Consider the following 16,502-nt stretch of genomic DNA (forward strand, 5'->3'; position numbering starts at 1 on the left):
CCCTGGGCGCCGCAGGCGACGGGCCGGCATGCTGATGGTGGCGCCCGCCCTGCTGCACGCCTCCCTCTGGATCGGGCTGCCGGTCGTGGCCGCGGTGGCGCTGGCCTTCACGAAGTACGACGTGCTGACGGCGCCGCAGTTCGTGGGGCTCGACAACTTCCGGGACATGCTGGACGACGCGGTGTTCCGCAAGTCCATCGTGAACACCGTCATCTACACCTTCTTCACCGTGCCGTTCGGCATGATGCTGGGGCTGCTGGTGGCGCTGGCGCTGCACACGGGCCTGAAGGCGCGGGGCATCTTCCGCACCGCGATCTTCCTGCCCCAGGTCACCGCCACGGTCGCGATCGCCCTGGTCTGGCTGTGGATCTACAACCCGGGCAACGGGCTGCTCAACACCCTGCTCTCGTTCCTCGGAATCGACGGTCCGGCCTGGCTGTCGTCGACCTCGTGGGCGATGCCCTCGGTGATCCTGGTCGGCATCTGGCAGGGCATCGGCATGAAGATGCTCATCTACTTGGCCGCGTTGCAGTCCCTGCCGAAGGAACTGTACGAAGCGGCCTCGGTGGACGGCGCCTCGAAGGTGCGGCAGTTCTTCTCGATCACGCTGCCGCTGCTGAAGCCCGCGACGTTCTTCGTGCTCATCACCTCGATGATCAACGCGTTCCAGTCGTTCGACCAGATCTACATCCTCACCGACGGCGGGCCCGCGAACAGCACCACGATGATGACGTATGAGATCTACAAGTCCGCCTTCCGGGAGTTCCGCGTCGGCTACGCCTGCGCCCAGTCCCTGGTGCTGTTCGTCCTGCTGATGGGCTTCACCCTGGTCAACCGGCGGATCATGGGAGGCACCCGTGGCCACAGCTGAGCTCCACAAGCCCGGGGCCGTACGTCCGCCCCGGCCCGCCGCGAAGGGCAGGCGCCGCTCGACCGGCCGGATCGCGCTCCTCCTGACGCTCTGCGTCGTCTCGCTGTTGATGGTGGTGCCGTTCATCTGGATGGTGCTGACCTCGCTCAAGACGCCGGTGGAGATCGCGTCGCAGGACGCCGGACTCCTGCCGGAGCACTGGGAGTTCGGCAACTACGCCGAAGCGCTGAGGGCCGCGCCCTTCGCCACGTACGCCCGGAACAGCTTCATCATCGCGTTCAGCCACACCGCCATCAACGTCCTGGTGGCATCGATGGCCGGGTACGCACTGGCCCGGATCAGGTTCCGGGGCAGCGAGGTCATCTTCTACCTCTTCATCGCGGCGCTGATGATCCCGACGTACACCAAGGTGCTGCCGGAGTTCCTGATCGTCCGCTTCATGCCGCTGGCCGGCGGGAACGACCTCTTCGGCCAGGGCGGCAGCGGCTGGCTGGACTCCTGGTGGGCGCTCATCGTGCCCGGCGCGGTCACCCCGTTCGCGGTCTTCCTCTTCCGGCAGTTCTTCCTGGATCTGCCGGTGGAGCTGGAGGAGGCGGCCCGCCTCGACGGGCTCGGGGAGTTCCGGATCTACTCCAGGATCATGTCTCCGCAGGTCAAGCCGGCGTTCATCACGGTGGCGCTGCTGACCTTCGAGTCGTCGTGGAACAACTTCCTCTGGCCGCTGCTGGTGACCCATTCGGACAACCTCCGGGTGATCCAGGTCGGGCTCTCCGTCTTCAAGACCGAGAACGGCACCCAGTGGCACTTCCTGATGGCGGGCACCACGCTCGCCACCCTGCCCATGGTCGTTCTCTTCCTCATCGGCCAGCGCTATTTCGTGCAGGGCTTCGCAACCGCCGGTCTCAAGTGACCGGTCCCGGTCCTCAGCGACCGGTTATCGAAAGGTTTACCCCCCATGTCTGCTGATCTCCAAGGTTCCCGCGCGCTGGTGACCGGAGCGGGCCACGGCATCGGCCGTGCCATCGCCGTCGCCCTCGCCGAGGCCGGCGCCGATGTCGCCGTCCATTACCACTCCTCCGCCGACGAGGCCGCGAAGACGGTCTCCGAGATCGAGGCGCTGGGCCGGCGGGCCAAGGCGTTCCAGGCCGATGTGACGGTGACGGCCGAGGTGGACCGCTTCGTCGAGGAGGCGGCCGGATTCCTCGGCGGCCTGGACGTCCTGGTCTGCAACGCGGGCCACCTGATCGGCCGGGAGAAGATCGCCGAGATGTCGGACGACCACTTCGACCAGGTCATCTCGACCAATCTGACCTCGACGTTCCGCACCGTGCGGGCCGCTCTGCCGCATCTGGCCAAGTCGTCGGCCGGGCGCATCATCACCATGTCCTCGCTGGCCGCGCACAACGGCGGCGGCCCCGGCTCGGTCGCCTACGCGGCCGCCAAGGCGGGCATCCGGGGATTCACCAAGGGCCTCGCCAAGGAGCTGGGCGGCACCGGCATCACGGTGAACACCGTGGCCCCCGGCTTCATCAAGGGCACCGCCTTCCACGACACGTTCACCGCTCCGCAGGCCCAGCAGGCGATGGAGGCGGGCATCCCGGTGGGCCGGGCAGGCACTCCGCAGGACGTCGCCTCGGCCGTCGTCCACCTGGCGTCGCCCGCGTCCGGTTTCCTGACCGCCACCACGGTGGACATCGACGGTGGCGTGTGGCCGCGTTGAGGCGGATCGCCCGGGAGCGGGGCGGCTGGTGGCATGCGTACGTGTGCCCGGCGCACGGTGTGGAGCTGGATCACGGCGATGTGCTGGGCGGGGTGTTCCCCGAGGGCGGAGCGCGTTGTGCGTACGGCTGCCGGGTGGACAACGAGGCGGTGCGCGGCGCCTGGCTGGTGCTGTCGCACCAGGCGTGGGCGCGGCATCTGCGGGTGCTCGCCCATGGCGGCGAGCGCGCCGAGGCAGTGGCGCGGCTCGTCGAGTACGCGGGTCTGTACGAGGAACTCGCCACCGCGCGGCACGGCGAGGCGCAGGGCTGGATGCTGCGCGGCCGGCTCTTCCACCAGGCGCTGACCGACGCGATCTGGGCGGTGAACATCGGCCACGCCGTCATCACGCTCGCCGAGGACGGCACGGATGACCTGGCCGGCGTACTGCCGCTCCTCGACGCGCTGGAGCGGGCGGCCCTGGACGCCCGGGACGTGCTGACCGGGAAGGGGCAGCTCGCCTCGAACTACACCGCGTGGCTCAATGCCGCGGGGGTGGCCGCCGGCCGCGGCGCCGCCGCGGCGCGCGGGCGGCAGTGGGACGGCGGCAAGGAGTGGCTGGAGGGCGAGCACGGTCTGTACGCGCATCTGCGGGTCGCGGTCGCCGAGGACGGCTGGGAGTGGGAGGGCAGCACCTACTACCACGGGTTCGTCCTGCGGGCGGCGCTGCTGGCGCTGCGGGGCACCGATCCGGCGGCCGTTCCGGCCGACGTGGTGGGTGTGCTGGCCGGGATGACGGACGTGCTGGCGACGATCGCGACGCCGGGCGGCATTCTGCCCGCGCTGCACGACGGTCCGTATCTGCGCCGTCCGCTGGCTCTGGAGTGGCTCGAACTGGTCTCGCTGGCACAGCAGTTGGTGCCGTCCGCCGCACTGGAAGCGGTGGCCGGGCGGGCCCGTGCGGAGCTCGGTGACGCGGACGACGGTCTCGACCGGGAGCTGGGCGGCTGGTTCGCCGGCCCGGCGCTGCCGGCCCGTCCCGCGCCCGGTGCGCTGACGGTGTTCGGGGCCGCGGGCTACGCGGTGCTGCGCGTCGCGGGCATCCACGCGGTGCTGGACTTCGGTCCGCACGGCGGCTCGCACGGCCATCGGGACAAGTTGTCTCTTTATCTCTACGGAGATACCACCCCGTGGCAGCCCGACCCCGGACAGGTCCCCTACGCGCACGCCGAGTTCCGCGACCTGTACGCGTCGACCGAGGCGCATCCGGCGTTCCGGGTGGACGGCGCCGAGCAGGCTGAGTGCACGGGAACGCTGCTGGGCTCGGACGACCGCTCGGTGACCGCCGAGGTGACCACCGCGTACGAGGGAGTGCGCGCGGTCCGGCGGATCGTGGCGGGCGAGGGCTTCCTGGTGGATCTGCTGACCGTGACCGCCGGCGAGGACCGGCGCATCACCGCGCAGCTGCGTCCGGGCACCGCCCTGGACGTCCAGGTCCAGGCCACCGGTCCGGTACGCACCACCTGGTACGGCGACCAGACCCTGCACGGCTGGCACACGCACCGCGCCGCGGTCCCGGTGCGCCCGGTGAGCACTCCGGGTCCCGGCCCGGCCGACGACCCCCAGCGGGTGCGGACCCGCGTCGACTTCACCGCCGTCACCGACCGAGCCGTCTTCGCCTCGGTGTACCAGGCCGGGTCGGCCGGGCCCGCCGTCACGGACGTACGGCTGGCGGACGACGGGCTGACGGTCCGGCTGGCCGACGGCAGCACCGCACGGTTCCGATCGGAGGACTGACCCTTGTTGCTCTCGGCGACCCCGCCGCCAGGACCGCGCCCCGCGCAGGAGGTGCGGCTGTACGAGGAGGCCACCCGCCACCGCGGGCTGACCCCGCCGCGTACGCACCCCCTGGCCAGCATCACCTGGCTGGGCCCCGCGGCCTCCAACCCGGCGCTGGCCTACCGGGTCGGCGGCGATCCGGCCCAGCTGGCGGAGAGCCGGCGCTGGATCGAGGCCGCGGTGCGGCTGCCCCACTGGGGCAAGGCCCATATGCCGGACCACGATCTGGACGCCGGCTGGCTGCTGCACCATCTGGCCCTGGCCTACAAGTGGATCGGCGACGACCTGCCGGACGGGGTACGGGCGCTGCTGCGGTACAAGCTGCTGCTCCAGGGGCGGCGGATGTACGAGTTCGCGGTGGCGAGCGAGGGCCGCTGGTGGTCCTCGTCGTACTGGCAGAACCACAACTGGATCTGCTATGCGGGCCTGGCGACGGCCGGATACGTGCTGGGCAAGGAGGAGTGGACCGAGCGCTCCAAGGACAACCTCGGGACCGTCCTGGACCTGATGCCCGAGGACGGCTCGCACGCGGAGGGCGTCGTGTACTGGCGCTACGGCGTGCCCTTCCTCGCCATCCACCTGGACCTCCTCCAGGAGGCGGAGGGCATCGACTGGTGGGACCGGGGCGGATTCATGTCCCACACGTTCCGCTACCGGCTGCACCAGACGGCGCCCGGCTTCGCGTTCAACGTCGACCACGGCGACTGCCACGACCGGCGCAGCGGCCACAGCGCCGGTCTGTACTACCGCCTGGGCGCGCAGTACCGCATCCCGGAGGCCCAGTGGATGGGTGATCTGGCATCGGGCGAGCTGCTGTGGAAGGAGGCGGCCGAGAGCGGGGTACGGCCGGGAATCCTGCCGGAGGCCTACCTCGAATACCTCTGGTACGACCCTTCCGTGGAGGCCGCGAGGCCCACCGAGACCCGGGCGTTCTTCCCGGACCTCGGGCTGCTGGCCGCGCGTACCGGGTGGGACGACGACGCCACCCTGGTCTCGTTCAAGGCGAGCCCCGGCGGTGGCCACCGGGCCTGGGAGACGGCCGCGAAGCACCGGGCCGAGCTGGGCTGGGAGACGCTCAACCAGGGGCACCACCACCCCGATTCGGGCTCCTTCGTGCTGGTCTCGCAGGGGGCGTTCCTCGCGGTGGACGAGGGCTACAGCAACCGCAAGCGGGCCGCCCATCACAATCTGCTGCTGGTGGACGGGCAGGGGTACGCGGACGAGGACCGGTACCACGTGTACCGGGACATCCCGTTCGAGCGGCAGGCCAGGCAGCGCGATGTGCTGGTCTCCCCCGACTGCGGGTGGGCGCACGCCACGGCGGAGATCGCCGCGATGTACGACCCCGCGCTCGGGGTGCGGCGGCTGGACCGGACGCTGGTGTTCACCCCGTCGGGGCGGCTGGTGCTGCTGGACCTCGCAGAGGCGGAAGCGGCACGTGAGTGGACGTTCCTGCTCCAGACCGACGGGCCCACGGAGGCCCGGCCCGACGGCAGCCGGCTGATCCGGTCGGGGGAGGCCACCGCGCGGGTGCGGCAGTTCGCGCCCACCGACGGCCGGACCGTCAGCGAGGTCACCGAGGTGGTGGCCAATCCGACGTCCAGCACGCCGGAGCTGAGCCTCACCCGCACCCTGCACACGCTGCGTTCGACGACCGCCCGCTCCACGGATGGGCTGTTCCTCACGGCGATCGTTCCGGGAACGGAGACGGACTCCGAGCGGGTCCCGTGCGCGCAGGGTCAGGGAGTGACCTTCGGTACGGAGACCGTGCTGCTCTCCCCCGTCGCCCGCCGGATCCGTACCGAAGGCGTCAGCGCCGACGCCGCGGCCGTACTGCTCACCTCGGGCGGCGATCCGTACGTGGTGGCGGCGACCCGGCTCGAAATGGACGGCACGGTGCTCCTCGATGTGCCGGAACCGTACACAGGAAAGGTCGGCTGACCCATGCAGGCAACCCTCTCGTCCAACTGGCCGACGCTGCTGCGGCGGCTGGAGTTCGTGGCCTACCCGGCCGCCGCCGGGGCCGCGTTCGTCGTGCTGTCGCTGGGTGTGGTGACCTGGCTGCCCGCGCTCGCCGCGATGGCGCACGGGCTACAGCGGTGGCGGGCCGAGGGCGACAGCGGTTGCTTCACCAACACCTTCGCGTCCTTCCCGCGGTACTGGCGCTCCCTGTGGCGGCACGGGCTCGCCTCCACGGCGGCCGCGGCCGTCCTGACCGCCAACATCGTCTATCTGCTGGGCCGTTCCGAACCCTGGACGTATCTACTGCTCGCCGCCCAGGCGGGCATCGCGGCCGCCCTGGTCATCCACCATGTGGCGCTCGCGGCCGAGGCCGGCCGGGCACCCGGCGGCACCGTCCGGAGCTGGACCCGCGGCGCGCTGGCGCTCGGCTTCGGCTCGGCCGCCCGAGGCACCGCCCTGCTCGGTGCGGTGGTCTCCGCCGTACTGCTCTCTCTCGTCGTACCGCTGGGGCCACTGCTTCTCGGCCCGAGCATTCCCGTACTGCTCGCTCTGTCCTTCGCTGATCCCAGGAGGCACACCCCATGAGCCACGCACTGCGCACCACCCTCGTCGCCGCACTCGCGGTCGGTACCCCGCTCGCCCTCGCCCCGCCGTCGGTAGCTGCTACGACCGCCACCTCCTACTACGTGTCGCCGTCCGGCAGCGACAACAACTCCGGTACGTCGGCGGGGTCCCCGTTCGCCACGATCCAGAAGGCGGTCGATCTGGCGCCGGCGGGCGCGGTGGTGAACCTCGCCGCAGGCACGTACAAGCAGGATGTCGTCACCAAGCGCGCCGGGGTCACCGTCACGGGCCCGTCGAACGCCGTGGTGAAGGGCGCCGGAGACACCCGGATCATCCAGGTGCGGCACGACTCGACGACCCTGAGCGGATTCACCGTGGACGGGCTGCACGGCTCGTCCACCGATGTGTCGGGGTACCGCCTCAAGCTCATTTATGTCATGAGCACGACCCCCGGGAACGGTGTGGGCGGCCTGCGCATCACCGATATGACGCTCAAGAACGCGGCCGACGAATGCCTGCGGGTGCGCTACCTGGTGACCGGCGCCGAGATCTCCGGCAACACGATCACGGACTGCGGTGTCGCGGACTTCAAGTTCGGCGGCGGCGGCAAGAACGGCGAGGGCATCTACCTCGGCACGGCTCCCGAGCAGCAGGGCGCGAACGGCGCTCCGGACGCGGCCCCCGACATCAGCCGCGACAACCGCATCCACCACAACACGATCGCCACCCGGGGCAACGAGTGCGTCGATGTGAAGGAGAACTCGACCAACAACTACGTCGAGTACAACGACTGCGGCGAACAGCAGGATCCCAGCTCCGGCGGACTCGACGCACGCGGCAGCGGCAACATCTTCCGCTACAACACCATCCACGACAACGTCGGCGCGGGCATCCGGCTCGGCGGTGACACCGCCACCGACGGCACCGCGACCAGCGTCTACGGCAATACGATCACCGGGAACGCGGGCGGCGGCATCAAGTTCATGCGCACCCCGCAGGGCCCCGTCTGCACCAACACCATGAGCGGGAACACCGGCGGCGACGCGGTCGGCACCTACGGCAGCGAGTACGCCCCGACCGGCGCGTGCCCGCAGTGAGCGGGCGGGGGCCCGCGAGACGCGGGGTACTGACGGCCGCGGCCGGGCTGGCCGCCGTCGCGGTGGCGGCGCCCGGTGCTCGGGCCGCCGACGGACCGGCCGGCGGTGCGCGCCGCTCGCGCTGGACGACCTCCTGGGCGACCGCGCAGACCGCGCCGACCGACACCGACCCGGTGGCGAGCGCCGGGCTGACCGACGCGACGTTCACCGCGAACGTCCGGCTGTCGGCCGGCGGACAGCTCCGGCTGCGCTACGGGCACGCCTTCGGAACGGCGCCCGTGCTGATCGGCCCGGTGACCGCGGGCGGCAGGCCCGTGACGTTCGGCGGGCAACGGCAGGCATGGCTCGCCACGGGCGCCTCGCTGACCAGTGACGCGGTCGCCGGCCTGCGGGCCGCCGAGGCGTCCCTGCTCACGGTGCGGACCGGACTGCCGGGTCCGACCGGGCCGTTGTCCTTCCACCGCAACACCCATGCCTCGCACGATGTCGACGGGGAGCGCACCACGTCGGTGTACCTGCTGACGGGCGTCGAGGTGACGGGCGCGCACGGGCCGGTGGTCGCGGTGCTCGGCGACTCCATCGCGGAGGGCGTCGGCACACCCGACGACTCCGGGCTGCGCTGGCCCGACCGGCTGGCCGGGCGGCTGCCCGGTTCGGCGGTCGCCGATCTCGGGATCAGCGGCAACCGGGTGCTGCTGGACGACGCCCGGTTCGGTCCCGGCGGACAGGCCCGATTCGACCGCGACGTGCTGTCGCTCCCCGGGCTGCGGACCGTCCTGGTCCACCTCGGCGTCAACGACCTCCAGCAGCCGCCGAGCCAGACCGACCCCGCGCTCGTCCTGGCCGGTTACCGGCAGCTGGTGCTGCGCGCCCGTGACGCCGGGCTGCGGGCCGTCGGCGCGACCATCGCCCCGTTCGGGGGCTGGACCCGCTGGACGCCCGAGCTGGAGACGGTGCGGCTGCGGATCAACGCGGCGGTGCGGACCGGCCGGGTCTTCGACGCCGTGGCCGACTTCGACGCGGCCCTGCGCGACCCGGACCACCCGGAGCGGCTGCGGCCCGCGTACGACAGCGGCGACGGGCTCCACCCCAACCCTTCCGGCCACGCGGCGCTCGCCGCGGCCGTCGACCGCCGACACCTTCTGTGAGGGCAGCGCCATGAACCCAGGCACCACCCGGAGCACCAACGGCACCACCACCCGCCGCACCGTCCTCGCGGGTGCGGCGGCGCTCGGCGCGATCGCCGCCCTGCCGCTCGTCCTCCCGGCCGGCACCGCGCAGGCCGCCGCCGGGGACCCCGCCGTCGATGACGCCGCGTCCCTGCGCACCCGGTGGCACACCCTGCTCACCGGCGGTCCCGGACTCGATCTCACGGACCCGCAGATCGCCGCGGCCGTGGCCAGGGCCGGCAAGGCCGCGACGACCTCCGCCAAGGGCATGGACCCGTCACGTACCGACGGACTGTTCCCGGACCTGACCAGCACCACGCTCTCCAACCACGTCACGACGTCGTTCAAGCGGCTCGCCACGGTCGCGACCGCGTGGGCCGTACCCGGCACCCCGCAGTACGGCGACACCGCGCTGCGCGATCTGCTGCTTGCCGGCATCGACTGGATGCTGACCAACCGCTACGGCCCCGGCCACACCCGGTTCGACAACGACTGGGACTGGGAGATCGGCTCCGCGCTCGCGCTCAACGACGCGACGGTGCTGCTCCACGACGTGCTCGGCGCCGAGCGGCTCGCCCGGATCACCGAGGCCGTCCGGCACTACACGCCCGACCCGAACCTGTGGCGGGCCGACCGGCAGATCGCGACCGGCGCCAACCGGGTGTGGATCTCCACCGTCGTCGCCGTGAACGCCGTGCTCCGCGACGACGGGGACGATCTGGCCCGCGTCCGTGACGCTCTTTCGGACGTCGAGGGTTCGGGCGCCAACAGCGTCCTGGCCCACAACGACACGAGCGCGGCGGCCGAGGGCACCGGCGAGGGCTTCTACTCCGACGGCTCGTTCCTCCAGCACTACAAGCACCCGTACAACGGCGGCTACGGCAAGGAGCTGCTCAACAACCTCTCGCGGCTGCTGAACCTTCTCGCCGGTACGGCGTGGACGGTCACCGATCCCGACCTGGACAACGTCCGCGGCTGGGTCGACGAGGGCTTCGACCCGCTGCTGGCACGCGGCGACGTCATGGCGTCGGTGTGCGGGCGCGAGATCGCCCGCCCGAGCAAGCAGGGCCACGTCTCGGCGCAGACGGTCATCGAGGCGGTGGTCCGGCTGATCCCGGGCTTCCCCGGCGAGACCGCCGACCGGTTCACCGCGCTGGTCAAGCAGTGGATCGCCGAGGACACCTACCGGGACTTCCTCGCCGTCACCGACCTCGCCTCGCTCGTCGCCGCCCGGCAGGTCATCGCCTCGCCGGTGCCGGCGCGCGGTCCGCTGGTCGTCCACAAGCAGCACCCCAGGATGGACAAGGCGGCCCACCACCGGCCCTCGTTCGCCCTCGGCATCTCCGCGTACTCGTCCCGGATCTACAACTACGAGTCGATCCAGAACGAGAACCTGCACGCCTGGCACCTCTCCGACGGCATGGTGCTCCTCTACACCGACGACCTCGGCCACTACAGCGAGGACTACTGGCCGACGGTCGACCCGGAGCGGCTGCCCGGCACCACGGTCATCGCCGGCCGGCCCGACGACGCCGCGGGGCAGCGCACCACCAGCACCGCCGACTGGGCGGGGGGCGCCGCGCTGCCGGGGACGACGCTCGGCGCGTACGGCATGGAGCTGAGGGCGTTCGGCGGTTCGCTGCACGGTCTGAAGAGCTGGTTCTGCCTGGACGACGTCATCGCCTGTGTCGGTTCGGGCATCACCGCCGACGCCGGTACGGCCGAGACGGTCGTGGAGAACCGGAAGCTGCGGGACCCGCGGGCGGCGCTGCTCGTCAACGGCGAGGCCGCCCCGGCGGACACCGGCTGGTCGGCGCGGCTGGACGGGGTGCGGTGGCTGCATGTCGCCGGGACCGGCGGCTACGTCTTCCCGGAGCCCGTCACGCTGCACGGCCTGCGCGAGGACCGGACCGCGACCTGGCGCGAGATCAACCTCAAGTACGGCACGGACACCTCCGTCACCCGCCCCTATCTGACGCTGTGGCAGGACCACGGGAGCGCGCCGAGCGGGGCGGGCTACTTCTGGCTGCAGGCCCCGGCGGCATCGGCCGGGCGCACGGAGCAGTGGTCGTCCGCGCCGCCGGTGAAACCGGTCGCGGACTCCACCGCCGTGCACGCGGTACGCCGCTGCGCGGACGGACTGCTCGCCGCGAACTTCTGGACCGCGGGAACCGCTCAGGAACTCACCGCGGACGGTCCGGCCTCGGTCCTGGTGAGGCCCGGGGGAAAGACGGTGACCGTGTCGCTGTCGGACCCGACCCAGCTGCGGTCCTCCGTGGTGCTGGACCTGGCGCTGCGGGGGCTGACCGTCGTCTCCGCCGATCCGGGTGTGAGCGCCGCGCCGGCCGGCAGCGGCATCCGGATCACCGCCGACACCGCCGCACTCCACGGCGCAACCCTCAACCTCACCCTGAAGAGGAGCTAGACCCTTGCTGTTCGACATGCCACTGGACCGGCTGCGCGACTACCGGCCGGAGCCGGAGGAGCCGGCCGACTTCGACGCCTTCTGGGAGAAGACCCTCGCCGAGACGTCCCGTCACGGCCTGGACGCCGAGTTCGTCCCGTACGACGCCGGGTTCGCCACCGTCGACGTCTTCGACGTGACGTTCCGCGGCTGGGGCGGACAGCCGGTGAAGGCGTGGCTGATGCTGCCCCGGCTCCGCTCGGGTCCGCTGCCCGCCGTCGTGCAGTACATCGGGTACAACGGCGGCCGGGGCATCCCGTACTCCTGGCTCACCTGGAGCGCCCTGGGCTACGCGCACCTGATCATGGACAACCGCGGTCAGGGCGGCGGCGGCAAGAACACCGCCGACACGGTGGACATCGGCCCGGACGGAAACGGCTCCTCCTCCCCCGGCTTCCTGACCCGGGGCATCGAGGACCCCTACCGGCACTACTACCGCCGGCTGATCACGGACGCGGTGCGGGCCGTCGACGCCGTGAAGGCGCACGACGCGGTGGACGCCTCACGGGTGGCGGTGCTCGGCGGCAGCCAGGGCGGCGGCCTCGCGCTCGCCGTGGCGGGGCTGCGCGACGACGTCGCGGCGACCGTCGCCGATGTGCCGTTCCTCTGCCACTACCGGCGTGCCTCGCAGATCACGGACGCGGGGCCGTACGCGGAGATCGCCCGCTGGCTGTCCGGGCACCGGTTCCGGATCGACGAGGCGATGGAGACCCTGTCCTACTTCGACGGGGTGAACTTCGCGGCGCGGGCCACCGCTCCGGCCTGGTTCTCGGTGGGGCTGATGGACAAGATCTGCCCCTCGTCCACGGTGTTCGCCGCCTACCACCGCTATGCGGGTCCGGCGCGGATCGAGGTGTTCACGTACAACGGCCACGAGGGCGGCGCGGAGTACGACCTGCCGCGCAAGATCGCAGCCCTGCGCGGCGCGTTCGGGCGGTAGCGGTACCGGTCACCGGCCCAGCGCCGCCATCGCGGCGTTGTGGCCGGGGACCCCGCTGACGCCACCGCCGCGCACCGCGCCGGCCCCGCACAGCAGGATGTTGGGGTGTGCGGTCTCCACGCCCCAGCGGCCGGTCGTCGCGGTGGCGTACGGGAAGGCGAGGTCCCGGTGGAAGATGTGGCCGCCGGGGAGCCGCAGGTCGTGCTCCAGGTCGAGCGGTGTCTTCGCCTCGATGCAGGGCTCGCCGTTCCCGTCGAGGGCCAGGCAGTCCGCGACCGGCTCCTCCAGATGGGTGTCGAGCTCGGCGAGCGTGGCCTTGAGCAGGGCCGTGCGCGTCGCCGCGTTGTCCGCGGCGAAGAGCCGGGCCGGGGCGTGCAGGCCGAAGAGGGTGAGGGTCTGGTAGCCGCGGGCGGCGAGATCGGCGCCGAGGATCGAGGGGTCCGTCAGCGAGTGGCAGTAGATCTCGGACGGCGGGGCGGCGGGCAGCCGGCCCGCTTCCGCGTCCCGGTAGGCGTCGGCCAGCTGCCCGTAGCCCTCGGCGATGTGGAAGGTACCGGCGAACGCCTCGCGCGGGTCCACGGAGCGGTCGCGCAGCCGGGGCAGCCGGGTGAGCAGCATGTTCACCTTCAGCTGGGCCCCCTCGGCAGGGGCCGGCGGTTCGTCCCCGAGGAGGGCGGCGAGTGCCTGGGGCGAGGCGTTGACCAGGACGCGGCGCGCGCCGATGGTCCGCTCGGCGCCGTCCGCCCGTACCGTCACCTCGGCATGCGTCCCGTCGGTTTCGACGCGGATCGCCTCGTGCCCGGTGCGGATGTGCGCACCGGCCGCACGCGCCGCCCCGGCGAGGGCGTCGGTGAGCGCGCCCATCCCGCCGACCGGCACGTCCCAGTCGCCGGTGCCGCCGCCGATGACGTGGTAGAGGAAGCAGCGGTTCTGGAGCAGCGAGGGATCGTGCGCGTCGGCGAAGGTGCCGATCAGCGCGTCGGTGAGCACGACGCCGCGTACGAGGTCGTCGTCGAAGTTCTCCTCGACGGCTACGCCGATGGGCTCCTCGAAGAGCATCCGCCAGGCGTCCGCGTCACCGATCCGCTCGCGCAGCGCCTCGCGGCTGGGCAGGGGTTCGGTGAGGGTGGGGAAGACCCGCTCGGCGACCTGCCCGGTGCGGTGGTAGAAGCGCTGCCAGGCCTCGTACTCCCGGTCCGAGCCGGTGAGCGCGGCGAAGGAGTCGCGGGTGCCGTCGCCGCCGACGAGCAGCCCGGTGGCGCGTCCGTCGCGTACCGCCGGGGTGTACGAGGAGACGGTCCGTTTACGTACGGCGAAGTCGAGGCCGAGCTCCCGGACGATTCTGTGCGGCAGCAGGGACACCAGGTAGGAGTAGCGCGACAGCCGGGCGTCGACGCCCGCGAAGGGCCGGGTCGAGACGGCCGCTCCCCCGGTGGCGCCCAGGCGTTCCAGGACCAGGACGGACTGCCCGGCTCGGGCGAGGTAGGCGGCGGCGACGAGTCCGTTGTGGCCGCCGCCCACGATGACTGCGTCATAGCTGTCGGGTACGGGCATGGCTCTTGGTAACACGGACGGCGGCCCCTGGCCAGGGCCGGTGCCGTGGGTGCGCCGGTCAGGACGACGCGATGCCCCGCTGCTGTCGCAGCGCCGCGACCTGCCGGTACAGCTCGACCGCTTCCGTCCCCCGGCCGAGCTGTTCGAGGCAGTGCGCCTCGTCGTTGCGGCTCGCGAGTGCGTCGGGGTGGTCGGCGCCGAGCAGCCGGGTCCGCACCTCGGCGACCTGGCGGTAGACGGTGAGCGCCTCGGTCCAGCGGCCGAGCCAGCCGAGGCCGACGGCGACCTCGCGGCAGCTGACGAGGGTGTCGGCGTGGTCGGGACCCAGGACGCGTTCGCGGGTCGCGCACACCTCGCGCGATTCGGTCAGCGCCTCCTCCCAGCGGGCCAGCCGGCCCAGGTTGACGCCCAGTCCGTGGCGGGCGCGGAGGGTCTCGGGGTCGGCGGGGCCGCTGACCCGGGTCCGGTCGTCGACGAGCACCCGGTACAGCTCCAGCGCCTCGGTGCTGCGGCCCAGCCGGCCGAGACTGATGCCGACCTCGTAGCGGGCCGCGAGGGTGTCGGGGTGGTCGGCGCCCAGCACGTGCGACCGGACCTGGACGATCTCCCGGTAGGTCTGCAGTGCCTCCGCCCACCGGCCGAGCCGGCCGAGCGTGTAGCCGACCTCGTAGCGGGTGACCAGGGTGTCGGGGTGGGTGGCGCCGAGCAGCCGGGCGCGGGCCGCCGCCACGTCACGGGCCATGCGGTACGAGTCCTCCAGGCGCCCGAGCCGGCTGAGGTTGAACGCCAGGTTGTGGCGGCAGCGCAGGGTGTCGGGGTGATCGGGGCCCATCGAGCGTTCCCTGGAGGCGAGGACGGCGGCGTAGACCTGGTGGGCCTCGAAGTGGCGGCCGAGCTGGCCCAGTACGTACGCCACCTCCTGGCGGGCCGCGAGGGTCTCCGCGTGGTCGGGGCCCAGGGTCCGCTCGCGGCCCTCGGCGACCCGGCCGAACTCCCGCAGCGCGTCCGCCGCGCGCCCGGTGCGGCTGAGGGTGAACCCGACCTCGTAGCGGCTGGAGAGCGTGTCGGGGTGGTCGGGGCCAAGCGCGTGCTCGCGTTCGGCGGCGACCGCCCGGTGCACCTCACCCGCCTCGTCCCAGTGGCCGAGGCGGCTCAGGTTGAGGCCGGCGCTGTGGCGGCTGGCGAGTATCGCGAGGAGTTCCGGCGAGGGCGTGGGCCGCTCGGTCCCGGCCGGCGGCACGGGTCCGGTGCCGGCCCGCGGGTCGGTGCCGGTGGTCCACTGGCCGGTCAGGCCCGCCGAGTGGTCGGGCGGCACAAGTCCCGGCGCCGCGGCGCCCGTCGCCTTGATCCCGCTCGTCATGCCACGGGTCCAGTCGGGCAGCCGCGGTCCGGGGCCGGCGTGTCCGCCGGGGCGCTCGACCGGGACGGGCGGCGCGAGCAGCACCCGGCCGGTCGGCTCCAGGTGCGGCTGCGCGCCGGTGCGGCCGACGGCGATGCGGCGGCGCAGGTCACCCGCGTCGGCGGGGCGCTGCTCCGGGGTCTTGGCGAGCAGTTCCAGGACGACGCGGTCGAAGAATCCCGGGAGTTCGGCCCGGTGGGAGCGGAGTGGCTCCGGCTGGGTGTCACGGTGTCCGACGAGGACGCCCCAGGCGTCGTCGAGGTCGAACGGCGGCGCCCCGGTGGCGATCTCGTACAGCACGCAGCCCAGCGAGTAGAGGTCGCTGCGGTGGTCGATCTGGCCGCCGCTGATCTGCTCGGGCGACATGTAGTGCGGGGTGCCCATGGCGATGCCGACACCGGTGAGGCGTGAGGTGACGCTGATGTCGTGGCCGAGCCTGGCGATGCCGAAGTCGCAGATCTTCACCGTCCCGTCGGCCAGCCTCATGATGTTGGCGGGCTTGAGGTCGCGGTGGACGATGCCCTGCTGGTGGGTGTAGCCGAGGGCGTCGGCGACCTGTTCGGCGATGTCGACGACGTCGTCCACGGGCAGCGGATGCTGCTCGTTGTCCTCCAGGAGCTGGCTGAGATTGCGGCCGTCCAGCAGTTCCATCACCAGGTAGAGCACGCCCTCGTGCTCGCCGAAGTCGTGGACGACGGTGACGCCGCGGTGCTGGAGCGCGGCCGCGACCCGGGCCTCCCGGCGGAAGCGTTCGCGCAGGATGCGGGTGAAGTCCTGGTCGTGCTGAGGACCCATCGGCTTCAGGCATTTGACGGCGACCTGGCGGCCGAGTGATTCGTCGCGGGCGCGCCACACCTCGCCCATGCCGCCGCGCCCGATCAGATCGAGCAGCCGGTACCGGCTCTGGATCAGCCTGGTTTCCGCCATCCCTGCTGTCGCCCCCGT

At 72.3% G+C, this 16,502-nt stretch carries 12 protein-coding genes; 10 read left to right on the top strand and 2 right to left on the bottom strand.

Annotated features, from left to right (window positions below; translation table 11 throughout):
- Window positions 1-28: 28 nt before the first annotated feature.
- The 10 genes from ACZ6S6_RS23210 to ACZ6S6_RS23255 are packed head-to-tail and all read left to right on the top strand — an operon-like array spanning window position 29 to window position 12,604.
- Window positions 29-871 carry a carbohydrate ABC transporter permease gene (locus ACZ6S6_RS23210; protein ID WP_362959339.1) on the top strand — a complete coding sequence of 281 codons (843 nt, stop codon included), beginning with the start codon at window positions 29-31 and terminating at the stop codon, window positions 869-871.
- Window positions 858-1,781: a carbohydrate ABC transporter permease gene (locus ACZ6S6_RS23215; protein WP_362959342.1), complete on the top strand. Its 924-nt coding sequence runs from the start codon at window positions 858-860 to the stop codon at window positions 1,779-1,781. The genes ACZ6S6_RS23210 and ACZ6S6_RS23215 overlap by 14 nt, the downstream gene beginning before the upstream one ends.
- 45 nt (window positions 1,782-1,826) lie before the next feature.
- Window positions 1,827-2,591 carry an SDR family NAD(P)-dependent oxidoreductase gene (locus ACZ6S6_RS23220; RefSeq protein ID WP_469706801.1) on the top strand — a complete coding sequence of 255 codons (765 nt, stop codon included), beginning with the start codon at window positions 1,827-1,829 and terminating at the stop codon, window positions 2,589-2,591.
- Window positions 2,579-4,366 (top strand): heparinase II/III domain-containing protein, encoded by a 1,788-nt coding sequence (locus tag ACZ6S6_RS23225; protein WP_362959348.1) that lies wholly within the window; start codon window positions 2,579-2,581, stop codon window positions 4,364-4,366. Before ACZ6S6_RS23220 ends, ACZ6S6_RS23225 begins: the two co-directional genes overlap by 13 nt.
- Before the next feature lie 3 nt (window positions 4,367-4,369).
- On the top strand, window positions 4,370-6,349 hold the full coding sequence (locus ACZ6S6_RS23230) for a heparinase II/III family protein (RefSeq protein WP_469706802.1): 1,980 nt from the start codon (window positions 4,370-4,372) through the stop codon (window positions 6,347-6,349).
- Window positions 6,350-6,352: 3 nt separating this feature from the next.
- On the top strand, window positions 6,353-6,955 hold the full coding sequence (locus tag ACZ6S6_RS23235) for a hypothetical protein (protein ID WP_362959354.1): 603 nt from the start codon (window positions 6,353-6,355) through the stop codon (window positions 6,953-6,955).
- The gene (locus tag ACZ6S6_RS23240) at window positions 6,952-8,031 is read left to right on the top strand and encodes a DUF1565 domain-containing protein (RefSeq protein WP_469706803.1); all 1,080 of its coding nucleotides are present in this window, start codon (window positions 6,952-6,954) and stop codon (window positions 8,029-8,031) included. The genes ACZ6S6_RS23235 and ACZ6S6_RS23240 overlap by 4 nt, the downstream gene beginning before the upstream one ends.
- Window positions 8,019-9,179: an SGNH/GDSL hydrolase family protein gene (locus ACZ6S6_RS23245; protein ID WP_469706804.1), complete on the top strand. Its 1,161-nt coding sequence runs from the start codon at window positions 8,019-8,021 to the stop codon at window positions 9,177-9,179. Before ACZ6S6_RS23240 ends, ACZ6S6_RS23245 begins: the two co-directional genes overlap by 13 nt.
- Window positions 9,180-9,189: 10 nt before the next feature.
- Window positions 9,190-11,625: a polysaccharide lyase 8 family protein gene (locus tag ACZ6S6_RS23250; RefSeq protein WP_469706805.1), complete on the top strand. Its 2,436-nt coding sequence runs from the start codon at window positions 9,190-9,192 to the stop codon at window positions 11,623-11,625.
- Window positions 11,626-11,629: 4 nt separating this feature from the next.
- Entirely contained in the window at window positions 11,630-12,604 is a 975-nt protein-coding gene (locus ACZ6S6_RS23255; RefSeq protein WP_362959365.1) for an acetylxylan esterase, read from the top strand.
- 9 nt (window positions 12,605-12,613) lie between these two features.
- On the opposite strand, the gene ACZ6S6_RS23260 is transcribed toward ACZ6S6_RS23255, so the two are convergent.
- Both ACZ6S6_RS23260 and ACZ6S6_RS23265 read right to left on the bottom strand, forming a co-directional pair.
- Window positions 12,614-14,158 (bottom strand): phytoene desaturase family protein, encoded by a 1,545-nt coding sequence (locus ACZ6S6_RS23260; protein WP_469706806.1) that lies wholly within the window; start codon window positions 14,156-14,158, stop codon window positions 12,614-12,616.
- 58 nt (window positions 14,159-14,216) lie between these two features.
- The gene (locus tag ACZ6S6_RS23265; RefSeq protein WP_469706903.1) at window positions 14,217-16,484 is read right to left on the bottom strand and encodes a serine/threonine-protein kinase; all 2,268 of its coding nucleotides are present in this window, start codon (window positions 16,482-16,484) and stop codon (window positions 14,217-14,219) included.
- Window positions 16,485-16,502 lie beyond the last annotated feature (18 nt).

It is taken from the genome of Streptomyces sp. NPDC048671, assembly GCF_055587045.1.